General features: G+C 60.2%; 25 protein-coding genes and 1 pseudogene. 9 read left to right on the plus strand and 17 right to left on the minus strand.

The window, feature by feature from the left end:
- Window positions 1–30 precede the first annotated feature (30 nt).
- Window positions 31–1,422, plus strand: a complete 1,392-nt coding sequence (locus FHT97_RS15280; protein ID WP_183863336.1) for an amidase — start codon at window positions 31–33, stop codon at window positions 1,420–1,422.
- Here the strand turns inward: FHT97_RS15280 and FHT97_RS15285 are convergent.
- The 3 genes from FHT97_RS15285 to FHT97_RS15295 all read right to left on the minus strand — a co-directional run bounded on the left by FHT97_RS15285 (window position 1,415) and on the right by FHT97_RS15295 (window position 4,139).
- Window positions 1,415–2,272: an NlpC/P60 family protein gene (locus tag FHT97_RS15285; protein WP_183863338.1), complete on the minus strand. Its 858-nt coding sequence runs from the start codon at window positions 2,270–2,272 to the stop codon at window positions 1,415–1,417. The two genes, FHT97_RS15280 and FHT97_RS15285, sit on opposite strands and share 8 nt — an antisense overlap.
- 10 nt (window positions 2,273–2,282) lie before the next feature.
- Window positions 2,283–2,633, minus strand: a complete 351-nt coding sequence (locus tag FHT97_RS15290; RefSeq protein ID WP_114710673.1) for a MarR family winged helix-turn-helix transcriptional regulator — start codon at window positions 2,631–2,633, stop codon at window positions 2,283–2,285.
- 117 nt (window positions 2,634–2,750) lie between these two features.
- Window positions 2,751–4,139, minus strand: a complete 1,389-nt coding sequence (locus FHT97_RS15295; protein WP_114710675.1) for a M17 family metallopeptidase — start codon at window positions 4,137–4,139, stop codon at window positions 2,751–2,753.
- A gap of 142 nt (window positions 4,140–4,281) precedes the next feature.
- Between FHT97_RS15295 and FHT97_RS15300 the strand changes: the two genes are divergently transcribed.
- Window positions 4,282–5,109: a tetratricopeptide repeat protein gene (locus FHT97_RS15300; protein WP_183753669.1), complete on the plus strand. Its 828-nt coding sequence runs from the start codon at window positions 4,282–4,284 to the stop codon at window positions 5,107–5,109.
- Between the two features lie 2 nt (window positions 5,110–5,111).
- Here the strand turns inward: FHT97_RS15300 and FHT97_RS15305 are convergent, their stop codons facing one another.
- The 10 genes from FHT97_RS15305 to FHT97_RS15350 form a co-directional block, all read right to left on the minus strand.
- Complete coding sequence (locus tag FHT97_RS15305; RefSeq protein ID WP_183863339.1) at window positions 5,112–5,744, minus strand: LysE family translocator; 633 nt, start codon at window positions 5,742–5,744, stop codon at window positions 5,112–5,114.
- Window positions 5,745–5,820: 76 nt separating this feature from the next.
- Window positions 5,821–6,804 (minus strand): type II secretion system F family protein, encoded by a 984-nt coding sequence (locus FHT97_RS15310; RefSeq protein WP_183753665.1) that lies wholly within the window; start codon window positions 6,802–6,804, stop codon window positions 5,821–5,823.
- Window positions 6,805–6,816: 12 nt separating this feature from the next.
- On the minus strand, window positions 6,817–7,824 hold the full coding sequence (locus tag FHT97_RS15315; protein WP_183863341.1) for a type II secretion system F family protein: 1,008 nt from the start codon (window positions 7,822–7,824) through the stop codon (window positions 6,817–6,819).
- A 4-nt stretch (window positions 7,825–7,828) separates the two neighbouring features.
- On the minus strand, window positions 7,829–9,298 hold the full coding sequence (locus tag FHT97_RS15320) for a CpaF family protein (RefSeq protein WP_183863343.1): 1,470 nt from the start codon (window positions 9,296–9,298) through the stop codon (window positions 7,829–7,831).
- Between the two features lie 28 nt (window positions 9,299–9,326).
- On the minus strand, window positions 9,327–10,604 hold the full coding sequence (locus FHT97_RS15325) for a CtpF protein (RefSeq protein WP_183753659.1): 1,278 nt from the start codon (window positions 10,602–10,604) through the stop codon (window positions 9,327–9,329).
- A gap of 15 nt (window positions 10,605–10,619) precedes the next feature.
- A complete protein-coding gene (locus FHT97_RS15330; protein WP_183753657.1) occupies window positions 10,620–11,372 on the minus strand; it encodes a CpaD family pilus assembly protein in 753 nt (250 codons plus the stop codon).
- The gene (locus FHT97_RS15335) at window positions 11,369–12,862 is read right to left on the minus strand and encodes a type II and III secretion system protein family protein (RefSeq protein WP_183753655.1); all 1,494 of its coding nucleotides are present in this window, start codon (window positions 12,860–12,862) and stop codon (window positions 11,369–11,371) included. Before FHT97_RS15335 ends, FHT97_RS15330 begins: the two co-directional genes overlap by 4 nt.
- Before the next feature lie 11 nt (window positions 12,863–12,873).
- Window positions 12,874–13,689, minus strand: a complete 816-nt coding sequence (gene cpaB, locus FHT97_RS15340; RefSeq protein WP_183863345.1) for a Flp pilus assembly protein CpaB — start codon at window positions 13,687–13,689, stop codon at window positions 12,874–12,876.
- Between the two features lie 109 nt (window positions 13,690–13,798).
- A complete protein-coding gene (locus FHT97_RS15345; protein ID WP_183863347.1) occupies window positions 13,799–14,311 on the minus strand; it encodes a prepilin peptidase in 513 nt (170 codons plus the stop codon).
- A gap of 99 nt (window positions 14,312–14,410) precedes the next feature.
- A complete protein-coding gene (locus FHT97_RS15350) occupies window positions 14,411–14,608 on the minus strand; it encodes a Flp family type IVb pilin (RefSeq protein ID WP_183863349.1) in 198 nt (65 codons plus the stop codon).
- 401 nt (window positions 14,609–15,009) lie between these two features.
- On the opposite strand from FHT97_RS15350, the gene FHT97_RS15355 reads away from it, so the two are divergent.
- The 7 genes and pseudogenes from FHT97_RS15355 (at window position 15,010) to FHT97_RS15385 (ending at window position 20,424) form a co-directional block, all read left to right on the plus strand.
- Entirely contained in the window at window positions 15,010–15,420 is a 411-nt protein-coding gene (locus FHT97_RS15355; RefSeq protein WP_183863351.1) for a pilus assembly protein N-terminal domain-containing protein, read from the plus strand.
- Between the two features lie 107 nt (window positions 15,421–15,527).
- A complete protein-coding gene (locus tag FHT97_RS15360) occupies window positions 15,528–16,142 on the plus strand; it encodes a TadE/TadG family type IV pilus assembly protein (RefSeq protein WP_183753649.1) in 615 nt (204 codons plus the stop codon).
- Window positions 16,142–16,717: a TadE/TadG family type IV pilus assembly protein gene (locus FHT97_RS15365; protein ID WP_183753647.1), complete on the plus strand. Its 576-nt coding sequence runs from the start codon at window positions 16,142–16,144 to the stop codon at window positions 16,715–16,717. The genes FHT97_RS15360 and FHT97_RS15365 overlap by 1 nt, the downstream gene beginning before the upstream one ends.
- Before the next feature lie 99 nt (window positions 16,718–16,816).
- Window positions 16,817–18,037, plus strand: a complete 1,221-nt coding sequence (locus tag FHT97_RS15370; protein WP_183863353.1) for a phosphopentomutase — start codon at window positions 16,817–16,819, stop codon at window positions 18,035–18,037.
- Window positions 18,034–19,002, plus strand: a complete 969-nt coding sequence (locus FHT97_RS15375) for an adenosine deaminase (protein ID WP_183863355.1) — start codon at window positions 18,034–18,036, stop codon at window positions 19,000–19,002. The genes FHT97_RS15370 and FHT97_RS15375 overlap by 4 nt, the downstream gene beginning before the upstream one ends.
- Before the next feature lie 109 nt (window positions 19,003–19,111).
- A complete protein-coding gene (gene upp, locus FHT97_RS15380) occupies window positions 19,112–19,741 on the plus strand; it encodes a uracil phosphoribosyltransferase (RefSeq protein WP_016552306.1) in 630 nt (209 codons plus the stop codon).
- A gap of 124 nt (window positions 19,742–19,865) precedes the next feature.
- Window positions 19,866–20,424: pseudogene (locus FHT97_RS15385) on the plus strand (TIGR02281 family clan AA aspartic protease).
- A gap of 16 nt (window positions 20,425–20,440) precedes the next feature.
- Here FHT97_RS15385 and FHT97_RS15390 read toward each other — a convergent pair.
- From FHT97_RS15390 to deoA, 4 genes are all read right to left on the minus strand, one after another.
- Window positions 20,441–21,232 (minus strand): ATP-binding cassette domain-containing protein, encoded by a 792-nt coding sequence (locus tag FHT97_RS15390; RefSeq protein WP_183753639.1) that lies wholly within the window; start codon window positions 21,230–21,232, stop codon window positions 20,441–20,443.
- Window positions 21,225–23,477: an ABC transporter permease gene (locus tag FHT97_RS15395; RefSeq protein ID WP_183863359.1), complete on the minus strand. Its 2,253-nt coding sequence runs from the start codon at window positions 23,475–23,477 to the stop codon at window positions 21,225–21,227. Before FHT97_RS15395 ends, FHT97_RS15390 begins: the two co-directional genes overlap by 8 nt.
- An 80-nt stretch (window positions 23,478–23,557) precedes the next feature.
- Window positions 23,558–24,640, minus strand: coding sequence for a substrate-binding domain-containing protein (locus FHT97_RS15400; RefSeq protein WP_183753635.1), 1,083 nt, complete (start codon window positions 24,638–24,640; stop codon window positions 23,558–23,560).
- Between the two features lie 268 nt (window positions 24,641–24,908).
- On the minus strand, window positions 24,909–26,228 hold the full coding sequence (gene deoA / locus FHT97_RS15405) for a thymidine phosphorylase (protein WP_183863361.1): 1,320 nt from the start codon (window positions 26,226–26,228) through the stop codon (window positions 24,909–24,911).
- Between the last annotated feature and the right edge of the window lies 1 nt (window position 26,229).

The following is a 26,229-nucleotide window of genomic DNA, read 5'->3' on the forward strand; positions in this document are numbered from 1 at the left end:
TGAAACCTCATAGTCCCGGATGATAGTGCCATGTCCGAAACCGATTTGACGATCCGCGAATTGAGACAGCGCTTCGCTGATCGAAGCCTGTCCCCGCTCGAATACTGGCTGGCATTGGAACGGCACATCGAGGCCTGGGAGCCCGCTATTTGTGCCCTTTACGCCTACGATCCAGAGGCGGCGCGCCAGCAGGCGAAAGCGTCCACCGATCGCTGGACTAAGGGTGCGACGCTTGGCGTGCTCGATGGTATTCCGGCGACGCTGAAGGAGCTCATCGCAACCAAGGGACAGCCGGTGCCGCTCGGGACCAGGGCCATGGACTTGGTGCCAGCGGCGGAGGATGCCCCTGCGGCTGCAAGGCTGCTCGAAGACGGCGCGGTGCTGTTTGCGAAGACGACCTGCCCGGATTACGGGATGCTCTCCTCGGGACTTTCGAGCTTCCATCGCTTGAGCCGAAATCCCTGGGATACCTCACAAAATCCCGGAGGCTCGAGCGCCGGCGCATCCGCAGCGGCGGCTGCCGGTTACGGACCCCTGCATGTCGGCACAGACATCGGCGGCTCTGTGCGGCTGCCGGCAGGCTGGACCGGGATCTTCGGTTTCAAGCCGAGCCACGGTCGCATCCCGATCGATCCGTTCTATGTCGGTCGCTGCGCTGGACCGATGACGCGGACCGTCGAAGATGCCGCCTATGCGATGGCAACGCTTTCGCGCCCGGATTGGCGGGACGGGACCAGCCTGCCGCCGAACGATTTCGATTGGATGGACCTTGATATCGACGTCCGCGGCCTAAGGATCGGGTTGATGCTCGACGCCGGATGTGGCCTTGCCGTGGACGACGAGGTGCGCGCGGGGGTTGAGGCCGCTGCGCAGAGATTCGAAGATGCGGGTGCGATTGTCATTCCCGTTCAGCCCGTCCTGACGCGGGAGATGCTGGACGGGCTGGACGCCTTCTGGCGCTCCCGCTTTTGGGCCGATATCGAGACCTTGAGCTCAGAGCGGCGGAGCAGGATATTGCCCTATGTCTACGCCTGGGCAGAAGGCGGCGCCTCGATCAGCGGCGCCGGCGCCGTCAGGGGCTTCAATCAGACGATTGAGATGCGCAAGAGTTGCGGCAGGCTGTTCACCAAGGTCGACGCTGTGATTTCGCCGACCAATCCCATCGTCTCCTATCCCGCCGATTGGGCTTCGCCGACAAACGATCCGGCGCGGCCTTTTGAGCACATCTGCTTTACGGTGCCGTGGAATATGTCGGAGCAGCCTGCCTCGTCGATCAACTGCGGATTCTCGCGATCGGGAATGCCGATCGGTCTGCAGATTGTCGGTCCGCGCTTCGACGATATGCGTGTCCTCAGACTATCGAAGGCTTTCGAGACTTGGACAGGCGGGGTGGGGTCATGGCCGCAGCCGCCGGTCAGATGACCAGGCGGCGGTAACCCGTCGGCTGCTCGTACAGCCAGCCGATGCGCTTTACGGCATCCTCGAAGTTTTCGCGTGCAACCGTCATCGTATGGCCATTGGCATGAATGATCGTTTCCGGATCTTCCAGAACGGCGACGTGACCCTTCCAGAAAACGAAATCGCCTCGCCGTAGTTCGGACCGGTCGATCGGTTCGCCGAGGGTCGCGGATTGCATGTCGGTGTCGCGTTGTGCGCTTCGCCCTGTCATCAGCATCGAAAGCTGCACAAGACCAGAGCAGTCGATGCCAAGGCCGGAGCGGCCGCCCCAGAGATAGGGGGTCTCCAGAAACCGGGTCGCGACATCCACATAGTCCCCGCCGTCGCCAGCCCCGATCGGTTGCACGTGCTTGGCAAAGATTGCCGTCCCGTCTTCAAGCATCGCATAGCGGTTGCCGCGCGTTTCGGTCTCCCCGACGATCCGGACCCTGCTGCCCATGGACAGGATGCTTTTGTAGGGTTTGCGCAGCTCGGCCTCGAGATAGAGAAATGTCCGCTGAACTGTGACGACGTGCGTGGGCTCAGCGAGCCGATCCGAAAGGGCTGTTTCCGGCAGGTAGCCGACATAGCCGTCCGAGGCGGCCTTGACCCAGCACCAGCCGTCCGCACGGTCGAACACGGTGACGTCCTCGCCGAAGAGCAGTTCGGTGTCGATTCCCTTTGCGATATCCGGCGCGGGCCTCAATCCGATGACCGGCACTGCGATGCGGGCTGGCGCACCGGCAACGAAGCGCAGGGCTTCCACTCGTCCTTCGAGCCCAGCCTCGGCGAGGTCCGGCCGGTAGGCATGCAGGCGGCGATCAAGCATCGTCATTCTATCCCTTTCATGGCGTCAGGCGACGACCCTTGTCGCGCACGAGATCGCCAAGCTTTTCCAGATAAAGCGCGCCTCCAACGGTGCGCTTTATCACCACGTTGCGCCGGTCGCGTTCGTCGCGCACGCGGTCGACCAGACCCATCTCGCCCATCGTGTCTAGCGCGCGGGTTATCACCGGCTTGGTCACATTGAGCGTCGCCGCCAGGCCACGCACGGTATGCGGCGGCGGCACCAGATAGATATGCAGCAGGATCGCCATCTGGCGCAATGTCAAATCGCGATTGTCGAGCCTGACCTGATCGAGCGTCACGCCATGCCACAAGCCGAGTGCCTGCGAGGCCGTCAGTTCGAGCGGCATGGGTCCTCCGGAAATTCGTTGCGCCCGCGTTCCATTTTCCGGCAGCTCACCGCGCGACGCAACGGGGCGTCAGATTTTGCCGCCCGTCACGGTGAATAAAATTTTAACGATCGCCGCCTAGCGCACGCTCTGCCGGATGTGATGGTAGAGCGCGCGAATGGCCTGCGCCTCGCCGCCGCCCGGAGAGTGGGGGCGCTCCGAAGGCGCCCAGCCATAGATATCGAAATGTGCCCAGCTCGTGGTGTTGGAGACGAAGCGCTTGAGGAACAAAGCCGCGGTGATGGCACCGGCCATTCCGCCCGCCGGCGCGTTCGTGATATCGGCGAATTTCGCGCGGATGTCCTTTTCGTAGCCGGCATAGAGAGGCAATCGCCACAGCGGGTCGTCGGTCTCAAGGCTTGCCTCGGTCAAATCCTGGGCAAGTTCGGCGTCATCGGTAAAGAAGGGTGGCAGGTCGGGACCGAGCGCGACGCGGGCCGCACCCGTCAGCGTCGCCATGTCGATCATGAGGTCAGGCGCATCCTCGTCCGCATAGGCAAGCGCATCTGCCAGGATCAAACGGCCCTCTGCGTCGGTGTTGTCGATCTGGACAGTCAGCCCCTTGCGGCTCCGGTAGATGTCGCCCGGACGGAAGGCGTTCGACGAGATCGAATTTTCGACGACGGGGATGATGACGCGCAGATCGACCTTGAGCTTGGCGTCCATGATCATCAGGGCGAGGCCCATGACGTTTGCGGCGCCGCCCATGTCCTTCTTCATCAGCAGCATCGAGGATGCCGGCTTGATGTCGAGACCACCGGTGTCGAAGCAAACGCCCTTGCCGACCAGCGTGATCTTGCGATGACCCTTCTTGCCCCAGCGCATTTCGAGCAGGCGCGGCGCATCCGCACTGGCGCGACCGACAGTGTGGACCAGCGGGAAGTTTTGCCTGAGATCGTCACCGCTGACGACGTTGATCTCCGCCTTGTAATGGGCGGCCAGGCCACGGAATGCCGCTTCCAGCTCGTTCGGCCCCATGTCGTTGGTCGGCGTATTGATCAGGTCGCGGGCTAGGAAGACGCCGGCCAGCTGCCGCTTGATATCCGCGCCATCGGCATCCCGCGGGATCATCAGCGTGGGGCCTGCATTCTTTTCCGATTTGTAGCGGTCGTAGCGATAGCTGCCGAGGCCGAAGCCGAGCGACAGGCGGTTGGCCGTCAGCGGCGCCGTTTCGATGTGCCAGTCGCCGGCCGGCAACGTGCGCGCAAGCTTACCGGTGATGTAGGGGTGCTCGGAGGGATTGGTGCCGAGCCCGAACAGCGCGCCGCCGAGATGACCGTCTTCTGTCGGAATGAGCAGCAGCGAGCCACTCTCGGCCTTGTAGCCCGCCTTCTTCGCCCAATCGAGTGCGATCGGATCGATCGTGCCGGTTTCGATGTGCGCCGGGGTGACGGCAAAGATCGGCAGGGTTGAGCCGCCCTTGGTGTTGAACGGGGTCGGTCTCTCGATGAACTGATAGGGGGCCATGTGTATCCTTAGGGGCGTCCGGGAATCGCATCTTAACGGTCTGTTAGGGTTAACAGACTATTGCTGGAGTGAAGATTGCGTCAAAACCTTTCCCTGTTCCGTTTTGAGGTCAGACGCCGATTTCGGATCTCAGGGACGCACGATGCCTGCTTCGGCCAATAGTTTTCTCAAAACCCGGATTTTTCAGGGCGTCGCGACCGCGCTCGTCGTGCTGGCGCTGGCCGGCTGCACGACGACCAAGGACCGGATGACGACGGGATCGATACCGACACTCACCAAGCCGGTAGAAGCGATGAACGAAGCCGAGCTGCGCGGCTCGACCGAGCGCGTCGGGCAGGCCTATGAAAAGAACCCGCGCGATGCCGTCAACGGTGTGAACTACGCGAACCTCCTGCGCATGCAAGGCCGCGACGTTCAGGCTCTTGCTGTCATGCAACAGGTTGCCATTTCCAACCCGACCGATCGTACCGTGCTGGCGGCTTATGGAAAGGCTCAGGCTGCGGCCGGTCAATTGCAGCAGGCGCTTGATACGATTGGCCGCGCGCAGACCCCGGACCGTCCGGACTGGAAGCTGACATCGGCGGAAGGCGCGATCCTCGATCAGCTCGGCCGCCCCACCGAAGCACGTCAGCGCTATCGCGAAGCCCTCGATATCCAACCCGGCGAGGCATCGATCTTGTCCAACCTCGGTATGTCCTATGTGCTGACGGGCGACCTCAGGACAGCGGAGACTTATCTGCACCAGGCCGCGGGGCAGCCTACTGCTGATAGCAGGGTCCGCCAGAATCTGGCGCTCGTCGTCGGCCTCCAGGGCCGCTTCCCCGAGGCGGAAAAGATTGCGCGCGGAGAGCTTTCGCAAGAACAGGCAGATGCCAACGTGGCCTATCTGCGCTCGATGCTGTCGCAGCAGAATTCTTGGCAAAAGCTTGCCGCCAAGGACAATAGCAGCTCAGCCACGAGCACGAACTGACATCAGCGACCGGCCAGCCCCGAGGTCACGAGTTGCACGCCGAGACCGGCCATGACCGTTCCGGCAAGACGATCGATCCATGTTTTGGCCGCCAGATATAGCCGCCTCGGATGCCTTGCCGAGAATGCGAGCGCCACCACCGCATACCAACCGGCCTCAACGGCGAAAACGCCAACTGGCACTGAGAAAATCAACCCGAGCGGAACGGTCCTCGGCAGCAAGGCAGCAAAGATACTTGCATAGACGACGATCGTCTTTGGGTTGCTGAGCTGCGTCAGGAGGGCGGTGGCGAAGCTTCGGGCGAGCGCCCGGTTATCGCTTCCCGCATCGCCGATACGGATCGGCTCGCGTGCGCCACGCCAGATTCTAACGGCGATGTAGACCAGATAGGCGCCGCCAGCCACCTTCAGGGCCAGATAAAGCCATTCGAATTGTGCAAGCAGCGCCGTCAACCCGGCCAGCGCCAAGACACTGAAGGCAACGCCGCCAATTCCCATGCCAAGCGCGGCCGCAAGTCCGTCCAGACGTGAACGCGACATCGCAATCCGTGAAACGAGGACAAAACTCGGGCCGGGGCTCATCGCCCCGATGGATAGGGCTGCGATGATGCTCAAAAAGATGCTTGCGGACGACATCGCTCGCTCCTGCTCGCTCACGGAGAGATGCCGCTGAACCTAAGCTCAACGCCGCGGGATGGCCAGTCTCGAAAACTTAGAAACTGTCCGCCACCTTGATACCGGCGGGGCCGAGGATGACGGCGACGAGAACCGGCAGGAAGAACAGGATCATCGGCACGGTCAGCTTCGGCGGCAAAGCTGCGGCCTTTTTCTCGGCCTCGTTCATGCGTTCGTCGCGACCCTCCTGCGCAAGGACGCGCAGTGCCTGTGAAATCGGCGTGCCATAGCGATCCGCCTGGATGAGGGCCTGGGTGACCGACTGCACCAACGGAATCTGCGTGCGCAGGCCGAGGTTCTCAAGCGCAACGCGCCGATCGGGAAGGAAGGAAAGCTCGGCCGTCGTCAGAATCATTTCCTCCGCCAGCGGTGGCGAGGCTTCGCCGAGTTCTTCCGATACACGACGCATGGCTGCCTCGATCGAAATACCCGACTCGACGCAGATCAGCATGAGGTCGAGCGCATCCGGCCAGGCCCGCTTGATCGAATGCTGACGCTTCCCCATCCGATTGGATATGAAGATGTTCGGGGCGTAGAAGCCCGCATAGGCGACCCCCAACGTCACCAGGAAACGCATCATCGTTGGCTTGTCGGCGAGATTGTTGAGACCGAACACCCAGAAGATTGCGAGGCCGAAGAACAGGAACGGCAGCAGAAATCGCGCCACAAGGAACATGTTCAGCGCATTTTCCGAGCGGTAACCGGCCGCGCGCAGCTTGTTCATGGTGTTTTCGTCGACCAGCGCCTCGCGGAGGTTGAACCTCTCCACGATCTGCCGAACCGAATGGTTGTTCTGGTTGCGAAGCGTGGCCTTTCCCGACGAATCGGCATTCATGCGCGCGCGTTCGCGGGCGCGGATCTGCTCGCGCTCGGTCGACACGGCCTTCATGCGCTTGCTGAGGTCACCGCGCTCGAAAAACGGAACAGCAATCGTGTACAGGCTGGCGAACACTGCGATCGCCACCAGCACTGCGATCAGCATGGAAGGGTCAGTCAGTGTGGTCGCGAGATCAGATGACATCGCCCGTCTCCATCAAATGTCGAAATTGACCATATTGCGCATGACGAAAATACCGATCGACATCCAGACGGCAGAAACGCCCATGATCAGGTGGCCGCGGGGGTCGGTAAACAGGACCAGCATATATTCGGGCGAGGTGAGGTAGACGAGCGTTGCCACGATGAACGGCAGCGCGCCGATGATGACGGCGGACGCCTTCGCTTCCATCGAAAGCGCCTTCACCTTCGCCTTCATTTTCTTTCGATCGCGCAGAACCTTTGCCAGATTGCCGATGGCTTCCGAGAGGTTGCCGCCCGCCTGCGATTGGATCGCAATGACGATGGCAAAGAAGCTCACTTCCTGCAGCGGCATGTGATTTGTCATGCGTGCACAGGCATCCGGCACGCTGAGACCGACCTGTTGCGATTCAACGACGCGCCGAAATTCGCTCTTGACCGGGTCCTTGCCTTCGTTGGCGATGAGTCGGATAGCATCGTTCAACGGCAGGCCCGATTTGATTGAACGCACGATGACGTCGAGAGCGTTGGGGAACTCGTCGAGAAACTTGTTCTGGCGTCGCTTGATCAGGAAGCCGAGCACCCAGCGCGGCAGCCCAAGTCCGGCGACAATGGGCAGGCCCAAGACAACGACAACCGAGGCGTCGGCCAGGAAGGCCACGAACATCAGGATGAAGCCGAAGATGGCGCTGAACATGTAGAAGCGCCCCGGTGTGATCTTTAAACCTGCCTGCGTCAGTCGCGATTTCAGCGACAGCTTCTTCCTGGTATTCTCCTGCTGCCGCTTTTCGAGATCCTTCAGATTGTCCTGCACCGACTTGCGACGCTTCGACATTTCCTGAACGCGGTCGCGGGCTGCCTTGACGCTGGCTTTATCTGCTTCCGCTGAGGCGACACGGTTGACGCGGCTTGCCGATTTCTTTTCGGTTTCCATCCGGGTGAAAAGAACGCCATAGCAAACAGCGCCCGCCGCAACGGCGGCGAGCACGACAATAGCCAACACGACAGGATCGAACCCGAACATTTCACTAATCCTTGGACTTGGCTTCCATTTCGTCGAGCGCGGCAGCAAGGCGCTTCTCTTCATTGAAGTAGCGGGCGCGGTCCCAGAAATGCGGCTTGCCGATGCCGGTCGACTTATGCCGGCCGACTAGCCGGCCCGAGGCGTCTTCGCCCTCGATTTCGTAGCGCATCAGGTCCTGGGTGATGATGACGTCGCCTTCCATGCCGATCACTTCGGTGATCTGCGTGATGCGGCGCGAACCATCGCGCAGGCGGGCCGCCTGGACGATGATATCGATCGAACCGGAGATGATTTCGCGCACCGTCTTTGCCGGCAGCGTGAAACCACCCATGGCGATCATCGATTCGATACGGCTCAGGCATTCGCGCGGCGAGTTCGAGTGGATCGTGCCCATCGAGCCGTCATGACCCGTGTTCATTGCCTGCAGCAGGTCGAAAACCTCGGGTCCGCGCACTTCGCCGACGATGATGCGTTCTGGTCGCATACGCAGGCAGTTCTTGACGAGATCGCGCATGGTGATTTCGCCTTCGCCTTCAATGTTCGGCGGGCGTGTTTCCAGACGCACCACATGGGGCTGCTGCAGTTGCAGTTCGGCCGTGTCTTCGCAGGTGATGACGCGCTCATCCGTATCGATATAGCGGGTGAGACAATTCAGCAGCGTCGTCTTGCCGGAGCCCGTACCACCTGAAATGACGACGTTGCAGCGAACGCGACCGATGATCTGCAGCAGTGTCGCACCTTCCGGCGTGATCGCGCCGAAGCGAACGAGCTGTTCGAGGTTAAGCTTGTCCTTCTTGAACTTGCGGATTGTAAGTGCTGGTCCGTCGATGGCGAGCGGCGGCGCAATGACGTTGACACGCGAACCGTCGGGCAGACGGGCGTCGCAGATCGGGCTCGATTCATCGACGCGGCGGCCAACCTGGCTAACAATGCGCTGGCAGATTGAAAGCAGTTGCGAATTATCACGGAAGCGGATTTCGGACTCGATCGTCTTGCCGCCGACTTCGATGAAGGTTTGCCCGGCGCCGTTGACCATGATGTCGGCGATATCGTCTCGCGCCAGCAGCGGCTCGAGAGGACCATAACCAAGGACGTCGTTGCAGATGTCTTCGAGCAGTTCTTCCTGCTCGGAAATCGACATCGCGAAGTTCTTGATCGTGATAATGTCGTTGACGATGTCGCGGATTTCTTCGCGGGCGCTCTCACCGTCGAGCTTGGCAAGCTGCGAAAGGTCGATCGTGTCGATCAGCGCGGAGAAGACCTGCGCCTTTGTATCGTAATACTCGTCGGTGCGGGCAGGGCGCTTGCGCTGCGGCGTCTGCATCGGCGGCGGCGGAACCTGCTGGCGCGGCGGTTCGCGCTGGGGCTCGACGAGAACCGCAGGTGCAGACGGGGAGGGCTGTTGCACTGGCGGAGGCGGCGCGATTGTGCCGCCCGCCTTGCCAAATCCCTCGTTTCCGCGTTTTCCGAACATGCCTTATTCCAATCTACCCTTGCGGGCGTTACTTGCGCTTCAGCAGGCCGAGCAATCTACCTTTGCGCGCCTTTCTGACGGCAATCCGCCCAGTCACGATGTGTGATACCTGCGAAAATGTTTCCGCGGTTGGCGACTTCGCATCCATCTCCGAAATCATACGGCCGCTATTGGCCGCATTCCCGAAGAGGTTGGCGTCGAACGGGATGATGGCGATCGGATCGGTCTCCAGCGGCTCGCAGAAATCCGACGGGCTGATCTCCGGCCGTTTTGGCATGCCGACTTGATTGAGAATCAGATGCGGCATCTTGTCGTTGGGCCGCATCTTGCGCAGCGCGTCCATCATGTTCTTGGCGTTGCGGAGGTTGGCGAGGTCGGGGGAGGCGCAGATGACGACCTCATCGACGCTCGCGAGCACCGAACGCGTCCATTCCGACCAGGCATGCGGTACGTCGAGGACGGTAACAGGGGCATTGCGCTGCAATACCTCGAGAACGGGCTGGAACGCTTGTCCTTCAAAGTCATAGGCGCGATCGAGAAGGGAAGGGGCCGCAAGCAGCGACAGATGCTCGGAGCACTTGGTCAGCAGGCGATCGAGAAACACCTCATCCAGACGGTCAGGTGCATAGACCGCCTCGGCGATGCCCTGGGTCGGGTCCTGGTCGAAGTCGATATTGGCTGTGCCATAAGGCAGGTCGAGATCCGCGAGGATCGTTTCCGTCGAGAATAGGTTGGAAATACCGAAGGCGCAGTTGTGGGCGATTGTCGAGGAACCAACGCCGCCCTTGGCGCCGATGAAGGCGATGCTGCGGCCAAGCGGTTCCGCATCCGGGTCAACGAAGATCGTCGCCATCGCCATCATGATGTCAGGCATGGCAACAGGCTGGACCATATACTCGGAAATGCCGTTGCGGACGAGTTCGCGATAAAGCGCGATGTCGTTGTAATAGCCGACGATAATGACTTTGGTGGAAGGGTCGCATACCGAGGCAAGCGGCGCCAATTCGGTGAGCAGATTGCCGGCTCCGGCCTTGGTCTCGAGAATGATGAGATTTGGCGTCGGCGCCGACGCGAACATGTTCGCAGCGGCTGCGATGCCGCCGCTGGTGATCCGCAAGCCGACCTTAGACATGCGGCGGTCATGGCTGCAACGCTCCATGACCCGTTGCAATTCTTCGCTCTCGCAGAAGGCGTGCACCGATATGCGCGGAAGGGGACGCATGGTTTCGAGTTCGGCCATGCGCATGGCATCCTCGGCGTTCCGCAACTCGGTGGTATTCTTGATCTCGTATTCGACGGTGCTCATCTTCAATCCTACCGATCAGAAGCTGTCGGCGCTGCCGCTGACGTCCTCGATGTTGCTCGTGCGCTCACGGTATTCCTTGATCGCCGCGTTGCGCCGGGTCGCATCGATGGGGGTCATGCCGCGGGGCGCGATCAGGTCTTCAGGATTCGCTATTTGCGCGGCCAGATTATTCTGCGTTGCGCAGCCGAAGTTGTAATAATTCTGGTTGTTGAAATCGTTGATCATATCCCGCGGCCATTGTCCGCACTGCGAGGTCATCGCCGTCGTGCCGACGAAGGTCAGACGGATGGGAGCCGCGTCTCCGATGCCAGTGGCGGCATAGGTGCTGTTGACGATTTTGGAGCTGGCGACGCCGCGGGCCGAGAGCTCTGCGCGCACTTGGCCGCGGAGCTGCCGTGCTGCGGAGGAGTTGGGCGATCCTTCGGGGGTCAATAGGTAGACCGGTCCGGTCGCCCGCGACGTATAGTTCTGCGCAAAGCCGCGGATCATGTCGCGCTGGGCGATGTTTAGACGACGATCCGTCGAAGCGACCGGGATATCGACCGATTGCTCGGCTTCGGCAACCACGATCGGGTGACGCTGACGATAGTCGTCAGGAATGCCGCCGGTCGTCAGCTGGTCGTGGGAGGCGCAGCCGGAGAGCAGGGCGGTCGCCACTGTGATCGCGGTCAGCAGCGATTTCGAAAAGCGGTATTCATACGCAGTGTTCTGCTTGTGGGCCATCGGCTGATCTCTGTGTTGTGCCATCGCTGATCCTGCTGCGCTCATTTGTAGATGAACCCGATGGAGCCATGGAATTGAGCGTCGGCGACCGGCGTTTCGCGGCCGCCGTAAACCTTGTTGACGCGGTTGAGCAGGAAAGCCGCTGCGTCGTTTTCCGGGCTGAAGTTGTCGTCCGGACGGTTGAGTTCGTTGCGGGCAACCGGGCGGACGAGATAGGGCGTCGCGATGATGACCAGCTCGGTCTCGTTACGCTCCACCGTGCGCTGCCGGAATAAAGTGCCGAGTAGGGGAATCTTGTTGACGCCGGGCGTTCCGTTCGAGGTCTGCGCAACGTCGTCGCGGATCAGACCGGCGAGCGCGATCGAACCACCGGACGGAAGTTCAACCGATGTTTCAGCCGCGCGACGCTGGTAGGTCGGAGTCGAGCCGGAAACCGAAGGCGCTGGCTCCGATACGTTCGTCTTGATCTCCAAGCTGATGCGGCCGGAGGACAGAACCACCGGCTTGAAGGCGAGATTGATGCCATAATTGTACGGGACGATCGTCACGTTACCGTCGTTGTCCGTCGTGGAATAAAGCACTTGGCCGCCGGAGTTGAACGTTGCGGCCTGCCCGGAAATCGCTGTCAGCGTCGGTTCCGCGAGCGTCTTGACCACCTTCGCCTGCTCAAGAGCGCTCAGATAGGTCGAGATATCGTATTTTCCGATCGAGCTCTTGAAGAGTGCCGCAAGACCGCCGCCGATTGTCGCCGCTGCCCCGCTCGCGCTCGGAGAGCCGAGCTGCGCGACAGTCAGTCCGCCCGAGTTCGAAACCAGATTGTCGAAGCCGAGCTGCTTCAGTACTTCCCGACGAACTTCGGCGATAGTCACCTTCAACGTGACCTGATCTTCGCCCTGGATCTGCAAAAGGTTGACGACCTGCGAGGTTTGGCGGCCCTCAGCGAACAAGGCCACGGAGCCATCTCCACCTGAACTGGTGGCCGTTTCCGTACGCGTCGTCGCTTCGCCGCCCTTCAGGAAGACCTGGGCCAAATCAGCGGCCTGTGCGGCGTCCTGGGGCGTGCGAACCGTTCCGGTCAACACGATGTTGTCCGATACGATTTCCACCTTGATGTTGGAGTCCGGAATGAAGCGCCGGAGATTGGTTTCCAAGCCGGCGACGTCACGCTCGATTGCGATATCGAGGCTGACGATCTGCTGGCCATCGGCGCCGAAGATGAAGATGTTCGTTTGCCCGACGGTTTTGCCGAAGAGATAGATGCGGCGCGAGCTACGGGTGACCGCGTCCGCCATGGACGGGTCAGAAACGAGGATATCGTGAGCGTCGACCGGCAGGTCGACGACGATCGCCTTCTTCAAACCGAGCTTCAGACTGCGGTGTGCACCAGGTCCAGCCTGAGTGATGTTAACGATCCCATCTGAAACTGCGTATGCAGCTCTTGTAGCAAGAACGCCAGGTGCGGCGCCGGAGAGCCCGATTGCAAAAGACAAGCACCCTGCCATCAAGGGCTTCATGTGGCGCGTCAAACTGCCCATTCCCATTTCCTTTACTCGGCCTTCGGCGCGCTGGCGGCGTCTGTAACGATTGAGCCTGATTTGATGACCTGGACGATGGCACTGCCGTTGTCGCCGCTGAGGAGATAGTCCGCAGCGCTGGTATCCTGTTCCTGGGCATCGGCGACCGAGCGCAAGGCCAGTGACAGCCGGTCCGCCATCTGTTGCGCAACGGCCAGCACCTTGGTTTGGTCGGGCGTCAGTTCCAGTGTTGCGGTCGTGCCGACTACGGCTTTCGAGCCGTCTTCCTTTTCCTGAATCTGCTGGTCGATCGCCAGCACGCGGACGTTGCTGAGCACGGTCTCTGTCAGATACTTGTCCGCCTCCTTGGCCTTGCGAACCATGATGACGTCGACGCGGTCGTTCGGCAGGATGAAGCCGCCGGCACCCGTCGAAACCGAGATTTCGGTTGCGACCGCACGTTTTCCGGAAGGCAGGAGCGAAGACATGATGCGGCTGTTTGAGTCGGCGATCTTTTCCGCGCGGATCGGCTCGCCCTCGAAAATCGGAAAGCGGACGACGGCACCCTGCAGGTCTTTCAGGGCATCAGGCTTGTCCGCTTCGGTGATAAAGCCCTGGACGACGCCGCTCTGTGGCCACCCCATCCAGTGAACCGCCTTGTCATCCAATCGCGCGCCGACCGGAAGGTTGGCGCTGGAGACGAGCACACTGACGGTTGGCTCCTTTTCGACCACCGATTGAACTTGGGTGACAACGGAGCCGCGGCCCGCGAGCGTCATCGCCAGCACACCAGCAAGGCCGGCAGCAACGACAGCCACTCCAAGTATCAAAAGGCGGGCGGGTCTCATCGATCATTCCTCGGGGATTCGCGGTATTCACCCGAAGAATGGCTCACAATTGGTGTAATTATGGTTAATGAAAACCTTCGATCTTAAGTTAACGGAGGCTTAAATGACGCTATTTCAGGCCTTCTAATGCCGCAACAAAGATCGGTGAGGAGGGAAAGGCAATAAAGCCGCCCGCGGCGATAGCAATACCGTATGGGATTTTCTTGGCGAGAAGAATCGAACTCGGAACCGGTAGCCCGACCGCCAGGATAACATGGGCTTGTGTACGGATCAGGAGGATCAAAAGAGTGATGATGCCGCCGAAGACGCCGACATAAACCAGAAATTCAATAAGAGCCGGGCCAAAGCCGAACCAGAGGGCCGCCGCGGCGAGCAGCTTTGCGTCGCCGCCACCCATGATATTTAGGGCGAATAGGACAAAGCAGACGGCGAGAACTGCAAACGCAGCAACCAAGTGCGTCCCCAACACAATGAAGGGCATTCCTGTCGCTGTTGCGACTCCGAGGAACGTCACAGCGAGAATTACTGACGCACGGTTGGGGATCGTCATCGTGAACAGGTCCGAGAACGCAGCGATGGCAAGGCAGAGTGGGAAAATCACAAATACGACTGCCGAGATCATTCCGTTGAATCCCCATGAATAGAAAGGCTCACAGCGTTAACTGTGAGCCCGATTTTCACTTAGGCAAAGCGCGGTCTCGCCGCCGCCTTAAGCCGCTGATCAGGGAACGGCAGCCGGAGCCTTGGAGGCTGCCGAGTTCATGGTCACGGAAAGGTTGTTGAACAGAACGTTCAACTTGCCGCCGAGTGCACTGGCGCCGGTGATGAGGGCGACGGAGATCAGCGCTGCGATCAGGCCGTATTCAATTGCGGTCGCGCCGGATTCGTCCTTCAGAAAACGGCTAACAAGCTTGGTCATGGTAACTCCTACTCCAGTTGAGGTTCAGCACGTCCGCCAACTGTTGCCGTTGATCGGATTGCCACAATTTAGCCAACGCCTGTTTCCATCAACTTAAAGAGTTGGGTTACTGGTTCGTAAACACGACTAGACGATCTAGAGTGGTAAGTATTTTCTTTCCTGGTTACTTAGAATTTGACGAAAATCTAGCATGTCGCGCAGTAATCGACGCTTGTGATGTTCCAAAGATAATCTTGCGCGAACGCGCGAGGACCGGAAAGAGGCACTTCGCTAGCGAAAAGCTGTTTCTATCTGGTTCACAAAGCCGGCATCATGGACAAATTTGAATAGGTTTAAGGCTTCATTCACCAATTTTTCTCATCCTGTTCCGTGAAATCGCCGAAACCCGAAAGAGATCGAAAATGTCGCCGAGTGGCAAGAGGATCATTCCCGCCTGCTTTTTTGCCATCCTCGGCCTAGGTGGATCCGCGCTCGCTCAACAGGACATACTGCGCGTCTACATGGATCAAGCGCGTGTTTTGAAGCTCGACCGTCCGGTAAGCAAGGTGATTGTAGGCAACGCAAAGGTGGCGGACGCAACGGTCGCTGATTCCAAGACGATCGTCCTGACCGGGCGCAGTTTCGGAACGACCAACCTTGTGCTGCTGGATGCTGACGGTAACGCAATTCTGGATGAGAGCATCCTGGTATCGATCGACGAGGCAAACACGGTCCGCGTCTTCCGCCAGACGGAGCGCTCGGTTCTTTCCTGTACCCCAAATTGCGAACAGCACAGCCAGCAAGGCGCTGAAACCGCAGCGGCGGGCGAGTGACAGCCATCAAACGACATTTTCCGTTAAACTTCTGATCCGACCTGAAACGGAAAATCAACGATCACACCTTACAACAGTGTAGTCGTAGCTGTCCTCGGATGCATGCCATGAAGGAAACGGATAACGTAGCGGACGCGACCGCCCGCCTTCATCGGTGGAAGAGGCCGCGATTGACCGCATTTTCGCGCTCGCGTGACGGTGCAGCGGCGATCGAATTCGCTCTCCTGGCTATTCCCTATTTCATGGTTGTCTTTGCCATCATCGAGACGTTCGTCGCGTTCGCCGGCGAGCAATTGGTGTCCAATGCCGTCGATACGATGAGCAGAAAGATGCGGACAGGACAGATCACACCTGCAAACACGAATGCAACGGCATTCCGGACGGCGTTCTGCAATGAGATCGCAATTCTGATAACATGCTCTTCGACAGAAGTTGCGACGCCAAGCAAGCTGTTCATCGACGTGCAGAACTTCAGCACGTTTGCCGCCGTTCCCACGACGATACCGAGAACGTCCACCAGCACCTATGCAGATATCAAGACCTCTGACTTCAAGTACCTGCCTGGCGGATCGGGTACGATCAACATGGTCAGGGCCTACTACCGCTGGCAGATTATCACCGATCTGATCCGACCTTACATTAGCAGCGTCCGCCCCACCGACGGCTCCTCCTCCTATTTCCTGATCGTCGCCACGACAGCCTTCCAGAACGAGCAGTACTGATGGTAGCTCGTGGCGCGGTGATTCAACTTCACAGTCTCGCAAGACGCTTCATTCGGGATCGCCAAGGCGTGGGCGCGATCGAATTCGCCATCCTGTTCCCGATCCTAGTGATGCTGTACGTTGGCGCCTTTGAGATCACCGTTGGTCTCAGCATCAGCAAGCGCGCCAGTCGAGCGGCTGGGATGATCACCGACATCGTGACCCAACAAAAAAGCGTGACCAAGGTCTGGCTCACCGATATGCCGGCGGTCGCCACTGCGGCGTTCGTACCCTATGGCTCTACAGGTCTCGTGGTGAAGATCACTGGCATCGCGATCGACGGTACTGCAACCGCAAAGGTGGCATGGTCCTGGGCCCAGGATGGCAGCCGTCCTTACGCATTAAATTCTGCCACGACGATACCGACCGAGATGAAGAAGGCCAATACCTTTTTGGTCCGCACCGAACTCAGCGTTCCCTATAAGCTCTTCTTGTTCGCGCCCTATTTGGTGCCGAACGACAGCACGATCACCATCAGCCGCAGCTACCTCTATCTGCCGCGGGCGAGCCCGACTGTCACGTGTGGCGATTGCTGAGGTCCCAAGCTCGTTTGCCAAGCGCCCTCCACCGTTATAAGGCTTGAGCAGCAGCAGCCCGCACTACGCGGGCCGTCAATTTTTGTCGCTGGGTGGAGCATGGCGCGAGCCTTTCTTTTTGTTCTGGATTCATTTGGTGTCGGCGGCGCGCCCGATGCGACTGCCTATGGCGATGAGGGTGCCAACACGCTCGGACACATCGCGGAATTCTGCGCGGCCGGTGCCGGTGATCGCGAGGGATTGCGCTCCGGCCCCCTCAAGCTTCCGAATATGTCAGCCCTGGGTCTGGTCCATCTTGCCAAGGCCGCCTCGGGTCGCTTCCCGGCCGGGATGCCGGTGCCAGAAAAAACCTACGCTATGTTCGGTTCCGCCAGTGAAGTTTCCCGCGGCAAGGACACGCCATCGGGTCACTGGGAGATCGCTGGGACGCCGGTGACATTCGACTGGGGGTACTTTCCGACGGAAGGCGAAGCGTTTCCGGCGCAGCTCATCGAGGCGCTCTGCAGGGCGGCTGATGTTCCAGGAATTCTGGGCAACTGCCACGCCTCCGGCACCGACATCATTGCCCGCCACGGCGAAGAGCATATCCGGACCGGAAAGCTGATTTGCTACACCTCGTCAGACTCCGTCTTCCAGGTTGCCGCGCACGAGACACATTTCGGCCTCGACAGGCTGATGACCTTTTGCGCGATCGCGCGGGCGCTGCTCGACCAATACAATATCGGTCGCGTCATCGCTCGGCCATTCGTTGGGGAAACGGCCTCGAAGTTTCAGCGCACCGGAAACCGTCGCGATTTTTCGGTGCCGCCGCCGGAGCCGACGCTTCTCGATCGGCTTGTGAAGGAAGGCCGCAAGGTCCATGCCATTGGCAAGATCGGCGACATCTTTGCGCATAAGGGTGTATCCCGAGTGATCAAGGCGAACGGCAACGAGGCGTTGATGGACGCCAGCCTCACGGCCATGGATACTGCTGAAGATGGCGAGCTGGTCTTCACCAACTTTGTCGATTTCGACATGGTCTACGGCCACCGCCGGGACGTCGCGGGCTATGCCGCTGCGCTTGAAGCCTTCGACGCCAGGCTGCCCGAGGTCGGCGGCAAGCTGAAGCCCGGCGACCTTGTTATTCTGACCGCTGATCACGGTTGCGACCCGACATGGCGCGGAACAGATCATACGCGCGAACGCGTGCCGATCATTGCCTACGGACCTGGAATGCGATCTCGCGATATCGGCATTCGCACCACCTACGCCGACATTGGCGAGACGATCGCCCGCCACTTGCGGATTCCGCCGGGGGCACACGGGAGAAGTTTTCTATGACGTCGCATTTGAAGAAGGTCGAGCTGCACTGCCACCTGGAGGGTGCCGCGCCACCGGCGCTGACCTTGGCGCAGGCCCGGAAATACAACATCGACATCAGCGCGTATCTCGCGGATGGCGTCTATGTCTGGCATGACTTTGCGAGCTTCCTCGAGTGCTACGACAAGGTCTCCGAGGTCTACAAGACCGAGGAAGACTATGCGCTGCTGACCGAAACATATCTGAATGAGCTCGCGGGTATCGGCACCATCTACAGCGAGCTGATCGTCTCTCCTGATCACGGCAAGCGGATCGGGCTTGGCGCCGACGCCTACATCGAGGGCGTGTGCGAAGGCATCCGTCGTGCAAAGAGCAAAAGCGGCATCGAGGCACGCCTGATCGTCACTGGTGAGAGGCATTTCGGCCCGGAAAGTGTCATCGGCGCAGCCGAATATGCCGCCAAGGCGAAAAACCCGCTGATCTCCGGCTTCAATCTTGCTGGCGAGGAGCGGATGGGTCGGGTTGCCGACTATGCACGTGCTTTCGACATCGCCCGCGATTCAGGGCTCGGCCTTACCATCCATGCTGGTGAAGTCTGCGGCGCCTTCAGCGTTGCCGATGCGCTCGACGTTGTCAGGCCTTCGCGCATCGGACATGGCGTCCGTGCGATCGAGGACACGGATCTCGTCAAGCGGCTCGCCGATCTCGGAACCGTGCTGGAGGTTTGCCCCGGCTCGAATATTGCCCTGAAGGTCTTTCCGGACTTCACATCTCACCCTTTGCGAAAGCTCAAGGAGGCTGGTGTCCGCGTGACGATCAGTTCCGACGATCCGCCGTTCTTCCATACTTCGCTGGAGCGCGAGTACGAATTGGCCGCTGACGCCTTCGGCTTCAACGATGCCGCAATCAACGAGTTGACCCGAACCGGCATCGAAGCAGCCTTCGTCGATGAGCCAACGCGCCAGGCGCTGTTTGCCCGGATGTGATCCCCCAGCCCTGGGGATCAGCGTTGCAAAATGGCCTCCGCTCTTGCGGCGGAGGCAATTTCCATGAAAGAAACATCCGATAAGAACAACGATAGGAAGGGCTCTGGCCATGGACGGCGTAACGGTCATCGATCACCCGCTTGTGCAGCACAAACTCACGATCATGCGGCGCAAGGAGACATCGACCGGGAGTTTCCGCCGACTCCTGCGTGAAATCTCGACGCTGCTCTGCTACGAAGTGACCCGCGATCTGGAGCTCACGATGGAAACCATCGAGACACCGCTGCAGACAATGGAGTCGCCGATCCTCGAAGGCAAGAAGCTTGTCTTCGCCTCGATTTTGCGTGCCGGAAACGGCCTTCTTGAAGGCATGCTCGATCTCGTGCCGTCGGCGCGCGTTTCGCATATCGGCGTCTACCGTGACCATGAAACGCTGCAGCCCGTCGAATATTATTTCAAGGCGCCTGAAGATATCTCCGAGCGCTTGATCATCGTCGTTGACCCGATGCTTGCCACCGGCAATTCGTCGATCGCCGCGATCGATAAGCTGAAGGAGCGTGGCGCGCATAACATTCGCTTCCTCTGCCTTCTGGCCGCACCTGAGGGCATCAAGAACTTCCGCGACGCGCATCCCGACGTGCCGGTCTTCACGGCCTCGATCGACAGCCACCTGAACGAGAAGGGTTACATCATGCCTGGTCTCGGCGATGCGGGCGACCGCATGTACGGCACGAAGTAATTCGCAATTCGTTTACCAAGTTCATTGTTGCCTGTGGCCCGGACAAGTTTGCCGGGCCATTGGCCTTGCTGGCATTAGCAACTTATCAGCAATTATGGCGTAGAACCTGTAAGCATGGCCACGCATGACGCGGGGTTTATACAGGAAGGATTTCTGTCCCGATGCTCGTGCGTACCGTCATTTTTGCAAGCGTTGCCGCAGTGCTTGCGACGCAAATTCCATCCATCATGGAAAAGCGCGGCGGCGAAGTGGCTCTTTCGGCCAACTTCGTTACCGGCAGCGCCGATCAGGCGCCTGCCACGGCCGCCGCTGGCGGCACAATGCGGCTTCGAGCCGACGCCCAAGGGCATTACTCCGGAGACTTCAAGATCAACGGTCGACCGGTGCAGGGTCTGATCGATACGGGCGCAACCTATGTCGCTCTGAACGAGAGCTTCGCTCGGAGGCTTGGTTATACCGGCAACCAGCTGGATTTTCGCTATTCGGTCGACACCGCCAACGGGCAGACGAAGGCAGCGCATGTGACGCTTGATCGGGTGGAAATCGGCGGCATCCGCGTGCGGGAGGTGGAAGCTTTCGTGCTGAAGGATGACGCCCTTACCTCCACGCTCGTTGGCATGAGCTTCCTCAAGAAGCTTGCTTCCTATTCCGTTGCGGACGGATCGCTCAGCCTGAAGCAATAAACGGTGACCTACGGCGTCATGACGGATCTGTGTTTCTTGCTTGGTCGGCGGTCCGCGCACTCTCTCGCGTTCCGGAGACAATGATCTCCAGGACCTCATGCTCGTCCGTGTTCTTGACGTAGCGGTCGCCCACATACTCGCCGCGCTTGAGAACCATGACGCGATCGCCTACCGCAAAAATGTCGACCAGACGATGCGAGATAATGATCTGGGCAACGCCTTGCTTCTTCAGCTCCAGCATGGTTTCGAGCAGTCGTTCGGTCGCCATGACGGAAAGGTTGGCGGTCGGCTCGTCGAGAATCACGACTCGCGGTTCAAAAGAGATCGCGCGGGCAATCGCCACGGATTGCTGGCGGCCGCCCGACAGACTCTCGACCTTCTGATAGACGGAATTCACGTCGACCTTGAGACGCTTCAGTACGCTGTCCGCCTCGGCATACATCTTTCGCCGGTCGACGAAGGGCCCCCTGAGGGGCCAGCGGCCAAGGAAGATGTTCTGGCCGACATCCATGTTCCCGCAGAGCGCGAAGTCCTGGTAGATCATTTCGATTCCTGCTTCCCGACTCTCGTGCGGGCTCTTGAAGTACACCGGCTGTCCGGCAACCAGGATTTCGCCGGCATCGCGCTGGTAGGCGCCGGTCAGGATCTTCATCAGCGTCGACTTGCCAGCCGAATTGTCGCCAACCAGCCCGAGGATCTCGCCGGGAAAAAGCGCGAGATCGACTTTGCGGAGCGCTTGCACGGCTCCGAAGGCCTTCTCGATGCCCCGCATTTCCACGATGGGCCGTAGGGGCTCTGCGTCAGCCATGGATGCGTTCTCCGGTTGGCGCAGCTGTCGCGACACGGGCCCGCAGTCGCGCGAAGAGATTGGCCTGCCGTACCCATATGTCGATCAGCACGGCGACGATAAGGATGAGCCCGATGAAAACATTGATCCAGTGTTGGGGCATGCTGAAGCCCTGGACATTGAGCTGTAGAAGCGCCCGGACGAGCGTGATCACGGCTGCACCTGCAAGCGAGCCGATCATCGTGCCGTAACCGCCAAAGATCGATCCACCGCCGATGATGACGGAGGCAATGGCGTCAAGCTCTCGGAATTGGCCGGCAACCGGGTTGAAGCTACGGAAGTAAGCGACGTTGATGATCCCGGCCATGGTGGAGCAGAGCGCTGCCAGCATCAGGGAGAGGAAGCGCACGCGGTTGGTGTTGATGCCGGCATAGGCGGCTGCGCGGACGTTGCCACCGGCAGCGCAGACCTTCAGTCCGAATGGTGTGTAGGCAAGTATGACGCCGGCGACGAGAGCGACGAGAAACATGAAGATCGTCTGGACACTGACGACCTCTGCCACCGCGCGAACGATTCCCGACGGCAGCGAAAAGCCGAAATGCAGGAGAACGTCGTTCACCTTGCGGCCAAGCAGGTTGTAGCCCTCCGGCCAGCCGGTCAGCTGCTGGCCTGCCACGAACCAGGCGGCAAGACCGCGGGCAATGTAGAACATGCCGAGTGTGGCGATGAACGCGGGCAGCTTGAAGCCGACCGTGACGACGGCGTTGACGAGGCCGGCAGCCGTCCCCGCCAGCAGACCCATCGCCACGGCTGTAAACGGATCGGCGCCCAGTACCTTCAGGAAATAGGCGGCGGTGCTGCCGGCAAGCGCAAGCACGGCGCCCACGGAGAGATCGATATCCCCGGCTGCAATGACGTAGGTGAGCCCGACGGTAATGAGTGCAAGTTCGGTATAGTTGAGCAGGATCGCGAAGGTGTTGGGCAAGTTCCACCAGTAGTCCGGCCTCAGCGCCAAGCCGGTCAGCCAGAGCACCACAGTCAGGATGATGGCCAGCGCGTCACGGCGCGCGAGGAACTTGCCGAGCCCCGTGGCCGAGAGAGCCATGTCGGTCGCCATCGCTCCTTTGGTCTGAACGCCTTCCAGTGCCACGCCGCCGGTTTCGTAGGCCGGCGGCGGCGGTCGACCGCGGAGCCAGGCCCAAAACCGAGTCGCGATCTGACGTCGAATGAGGAAGGGCTCGATAAGCACCGCCGTGACAAGGAGCAGGCCCAGGAAAACCAATACGGCCCCGGCGGGTAAGGTAAACCTCGCGCCGACGGCAACATTCTCGCCATCGATAACGACCGTGCGCGTGATCGGCCAGCCTTCACGCAACACCTTGTCGATCAACACAACGACTGCGGCGCCGAGGCAAGACCCGAATACCCGCCCACGCCCGCCGAGGATCGATGCGCCGCCAATGACGACCGAAGCGATAACGGTCAGTTCCCAGCTGACGCCGTAGAGGGGGGTGACACCCTTGTCCTGCGCCGCTGCCAGGAGCGCGGAAAGCGTCGCGCAAAGTGATGAGAGTAGGTAAGCGCGAATTCGCACCCACCGCGTGTTGATGCCGGCATAGGCCGCAGCCTGCTCGTTGCCGCCGGTCGCGAAGGTCTCATAGCCCCACCGGGTTTTAGCGAGCACATAGGCACCGACGACGGCGACGAGGAGGAAGACTGCGATCTGGTTGTTGAAACCGAGAGTATTTATCTCTCCGAGACGGAAGAAGAGCGGGTAGTCTTTCGCCTTGCTGGAATAGTAGATCGCCTGACCGTGCGTAAGCGCGAGAACGAAGCCGCGACCGATGAAAAGCATGGTCAGCGTTGCGATGAAGGCCGGCACTCTCAGGATCGTTACAAGGATGCCGTTGAGGAGGCCAATCACGGTACCGAGCAGCAAGCAGAAGATTGCGCACTCGATGACACCGAAATCGAGAGCATCAGACGCAAAGAGCCTGGCAAAAACCACGGCGATGAGGCCGTAGGTGGAACCGACCGAAAGATCGAGATCCTTGTTGGCGATAACAAAGGTCATTCCAACGGCGATGATCCCGACACGGGATGTATCGCGCAGCAGCGCCAGGAGGGCTTCCGCAGACCCAAAAAAAGCCGGATTAACAAGAGCTCCACCGAGATAGAGCAGGGCGAGAAAGATCAGCAGCCCCGCCTCCCAGCCGCCGACGAGCTGAGGTGGCGCACGGCCTAGCGATGTCGTCGTGGGCGCCATGGTATCCACCGATCAACCTTGCCGTCGCGATGCTGGGGGATTTTGCATCCCCCGCATCGATTTCCAGGCGTTCAGAATGGCTAGTTCTCGAAGCGCTTGCCGACTTTGGCGACGTTATCCTTCGTCACCAATTGGGCACGCGTGTCCAGGTTGGCGGCGGAAATGCCGCGATCGATCTGGAGGTAAAGCTGCATGACGGGCCAGAAGCCCTGCAGGAAGGGTTGCTGTCCCAGCGAGCCAGTGAGATTTCCAGCCGCGATCCCCTCTTGCTGTGCCGGGCCGAGATCGAAACCAAAGGCGCAGAACTTGCCGGTCTTCCCCATCTGTGCGACCGCCTTCACGAGCGGCGGCGTGAAGACATTGTTGGCTGTAAACGCACCGACTGCGTCACCACGCGACTCAAATAGCGAAACAAGCGCGTTGACGGGGTCGTTCGGATTCGTGTCGATGCCAACATTCTCCGGCCCGGCATCCACCTTGAACGCGTCAAGCTTGCCGGCATCCTTCAGCGTCTTGACGATTGCGTTGAAGGCGGCGGTCACGCGATTATTGACCTCGATGTTGCCCATCGCGGTCGACGACGGCAGGAGAATCGAGCCGCTGGTCGCGCCGCTATCAAGCACGCACTTGGCAAGCGCCTCGCCTCCGATGGCTGCGGCTGACGCGTCCTGGCCGGTATGGCTTATGCCACTGCGGTTCAAGATGGTTGCGTCGAACGAGTTGGTTGTGGCGATGGGAATGCCGGCCTTCTCGGCGGCCTTGACGATGTCGTTGTAGGCACCGACTTGCGGCGTCGTCATGATGATGCCGTCGATTGTCGGGTCCTGGACAATCTGGTTCAGGATCTCGATTTCGCGCGCCGGATCGTCAACTGGTGATTCCGAGCCGAGTAACAGGATCTTGGCACCGATCATGTTGCCGGCAACGGTTGCGCCGACGTAAACGGGGTCAAAAAAGCCATTGCCTGCCGTATGCGTCACAATCGCGAAGGTCAAATGACCGTCAGCCGAATGAAAATCTTTCGTGCCGGACGCTTCCTTGGCGGCCTCGACAAAATCATAGCCGCCTACCGCTTTCTCAACGCCGCCCGACTGCGCAAATGCATGTGTAACGCCCAGCGACAGTACCGCAGCCGACGCTGCGTACAGCAAAGTCCGCCTCATGATTAGTCCTCCCTTGAGCCGAGGGAGAAAGTCGTTCGGGCGCAAATTATGGAGAGTGAAGGCCCGAGGGCTTCCTCCCATGCGCTAATATTCTGCGCAATTTCAATGCAAGTAAACGGCGAACTCATCGTAAGGGCGAATTTATACGCCGCATAAGCATCTCATGGTTGCTTTGCTGGAAAATAGCCGCCGAAGTCGTGTTTCAGGCTTCCGAAAAGGGCGTAGCGCGCCAGTCGTGCCTCCTGTTCCGCAGTTGAGTGCGTCCGCCTCAGGCAATAGCCGCAATGCGCTCGCAAACGACATCAGGGATGGCGGGATGACGCTCGCCGATCCTGTAGTTGGCAGCCAGCGCGGCGACTGACGCGTCTGCGGCATCCTCGTTGGCTGCATGTACCAGCGCAATCGGATCGCCCTGTTCGACACGGGTGCCAAGCGGCAAAATGTCGGATACACCGACCCGGTGATCGATCCTGTCCTCGGGATGCCGTCGTCCGCCCCCGAGGTCGACGACGGTCATGCCGATCTCACGAACGTCGCAGCCGGAGAGCCAACCGGATTGAGTCGCGAGAACCGCCTTGGTTACCGGCGCGTGGACAAGGTATTTGTCCGACTCTTCCAGGAGGTCTGAGGGGCCGCCGAGCAGGCGCACCATGCGGGCAAAGCATTCGGCGGCCCTACCCGACGAAACGGCGTCAGCGGCTCGCGTTTCGCCATCCTGCACTGAGGAGGCCACGCCTGATTCCATCAGCATCTCGGCCGCAAACGCCAGAACGGCAGCCTCCAGCCGGGTGTTCTTCTTCCTGCCTGCCAGAAAATCCAGGCAGTTGCGGATCTCCACGGCGTTTCCTGCCGCATCCGCCAACGGCTGGTTCATGTCGGTGATCAGCGCCGACGTCCGCACCCCCGCGCTGTTGGCGACATCGACGAGCGCGCGTGCCAGCATCTCTGCGTCTTTCGGCTCGGCCATGAAGGCGCCGGTGCCGACCTTGACGTCGAGCACCAAGGTCTGCAGTCCGGCCGCGAGCTTCTTTGAAAGGATTGAGGCAGTGATGAGAGGGATCGAGTCGACCGTCGCCGTCACATCCCTGATGGCATAGAGCTTGCCATCGGCGGGAGCAAGCGCGCCAGTCTGACCGATGATGGCGCAGCCGACATCCTTCACGACCTTGCGGAAAACCGTTGCATCAGGCGTGATGGTGTAGCCGGGAATGCTCTCGAGCTTGTCCAGGGTGCCGCCGGTGTGGCCGAGGCCACGACCCGATATCATCGGGACGGCCAGGCCGCATGCGGCCGCGATCGGCGCCAGCATCAGCGAAACATTGTCGCCGACGCCGCCTGTCGAGTGCTTGTCGGCGATCGGCCGGTCGATGTCTGTCCAGCTCAGCGTGTCGCCCGAACGCGCCATGGCCAGCGTCAGCGCCACCACCTCCTCGCGCGACATGCCCCTGAACCAGACCGCCATGGCGAAGGCGCCGATCTGCCCCTCGGAGAGCTGACCGGAAGCAAGCGCGGCGATGAACGATTGGATGTCTTCTGTGGAAAGCGTTCCGCCGTTTCGCTTCTGGCGGATGATCTCCTGAGGGATCATT

The organism is Rhizobium sp. BK399 (assembly GCF_014194695.1).
Lineage (GTDB): Bacteria > Pseudomonadota > Alphaproteobacteria > Rhizobiales > Rhizobiaceae > Rhizobium.

Excerpts from the sequence above, each read along its gene's own strand:
- FHT97_RS15280 (WP_183863336.1), top strand. The coding sequence starts at position 31 with ATGTCCGAAACCGATTTGACGATCCGCGAATTGAGACAGCGCTTCGCT.
- FHT97_RS15285 (WP_183863338.1), bottom strand. The coding sequence starts at position 2,272 with ATGACGATGCTTGATCGCCGCCTGCATGCCTACCGGCCGGACCTCGCC.
- FHT97_RS15290 (WP_114710673.1), bottom strand. The coding sequence starts at position 2,633 with ATGCCGCTCGAACTGACGGCCTCGCAGGCACTCGGCTTGTGGCATGGC.
- FHT97_RS15295 (WP_114710675.1), bottom strand. The coding sequence starts at position 4,139 with ATGGCCCCCTATCAGTTCATCGAGAGACCGACCCCGTTCAACACCAAG.
- FHT97_RS15300 (WP_183753669.1), top strand. The coding sequence starts at position 4,282 with ATGCCTGCTTCGGCCAATAGTTTTCTCAAAACCCGGATTTTTCAGGGC.
- FHT97_RS15305 (WP_183863339.1), bottom strand. The coding sequence starts at position 5,744 with ATGTCGTCCGCAAGCATCTTTTTGAGCATCATCGCAGCCCTATCCATC.
- FHT97_RS15310 (WP_183753665.1), bottom strand. The coding sequence starts at position 6,804 with ATGTCATCTGATCTCGCGACCACACTGACTGACCCTTCCATGCTGATC.
- FHT97_RS15315 (WP_183863341.1), bottom strand. The coding sequence starts at position 7,824 with ATGTTCGGGTTCGATCCTGTCGTGTTGGCTATTGTCGTGCTCGCCGCC.
- FHT97_RS15320 (WP_183863343.1), bottom strand. The coding sequence starts at position 9,298 with ATGTTCGGAAAACGCGGAAACGAGGGATTTGGCAAGGCGGGCGGCACA.
- FHT97_RS15325 (WP_183753659.1), bottom strand. The coding sequence starts at position 10,604 with ATGAGCACCGTCGAATACGAGATCAAGAATACCACCGAGTTGCGGAAC.
- FHT97_RS15330 (WP_183753657.1), bottom strand. The coding sequence starts at position 11,372 with ATGAGCGCAGCAGGATCAGCGATGGCACAACACAGAGATCAGCCGATG.
- FHT97_RS15335 (WP_183753655.1), bottom strand. The coding sequence starts at position 12,862 with ATGGGCAGTTTGACGCGCCACATGAAGCCCTTGATGGCAGGGTGCTTG.
- cpaB (WP_183863345.1), bottom strand. The coding sequence starts at position 13,689 with ATGAGACCCGCCCGCCTTTTGATACTTGGAGTGGCTGTCGTTGCTGCC.
- FHT97_RS15345 (WP_183863347.1), bottom strand. The coding sequence starts at position 14,311 with ATGATCTCGGCAGTCGTATTTGTGATTTTCCCACTCTGCCTTGCCATC.
- FHT97_RS15350 (WP_183863349.1), bottom strand. The coding sequence starts at position 14,608 with ATGACCAAGCTTGTTAGCCGTTTTCTGAAGGACGAATCCGGCGCGACC.
- FHT97_RS15355 (WP_183863351.1), top strand. The coding sequence starts at position 15,010 with ATGTCGCCGAGTGGCAAGAGGATCATTCCCGCCTGCTTTTTTGCCATC.
- FHT97_RS15360 (WP_183753649.1), top strand. The coding sequence starts at position 15,528 with ATGAAGGAAACGGATAACGTAGCGGACGCGACCGCCCGCCTTCATCGG.
- FHT97_RS15365 (WP_183753647.1), top strand. The coding sequence starts at position 16,142 with ATGGTAGCTCGTGGCGCGGTGATTCAACTTCACAGTCTCGCAAGACGC.
- FHT97_RS15370 (WP_183863353.1), top strand. The coding sequence starts at position 16,817 with ATGGCGCGAGCCTTTCTTTTTGTTCTGGATTCATTTGGTGTCGGCGGC.
- FHT97_RS15375 (WP_183863355.1), top strand. The coding sequence starts at position 18,034 with ATGACGTCGCATTTGAAGAAGGTCGAGCTGCACTGCCACCTGGAGGGT.
- upp (WP_016552306.1), top strand. The coding sequence starts at position 19,112 with ATGGACGGCGTAACGGTCATCGATCACCCGCTTGTGCAGCACAAACTC.
- FHT97_RS15390 (WP_183753639.1), bottom strand. The coding sequence starts at position 21,232 with ATGGCTGACGCAGAGCCCCTACGGCCCATCGTGGAAATGCGGGGCATC.
- FHT97_RS15395 (WP_183863359.1), bottom strand. The coding sequence starts at position 23,477 with ATGGCGCCCACGACGACATCGCTAGGCCGTGCGCCACCTCAGCTCGTC.
- FHT97_RS15400 (WP_183753635.1), bottom strand. The coding sequence starts at position 24,640 with ATGAGGCGGACTTTGCTGTACGCAGCGTCGGCTGCGGTACTGTCGCTG.
- deoA (WP_183863361.1), bottom strand. The coding sequence starts at position 26,228 with ATGATCCCTCAGGAGATCATCCGCCAGAAGCGAAACGGCGGAACGCTT.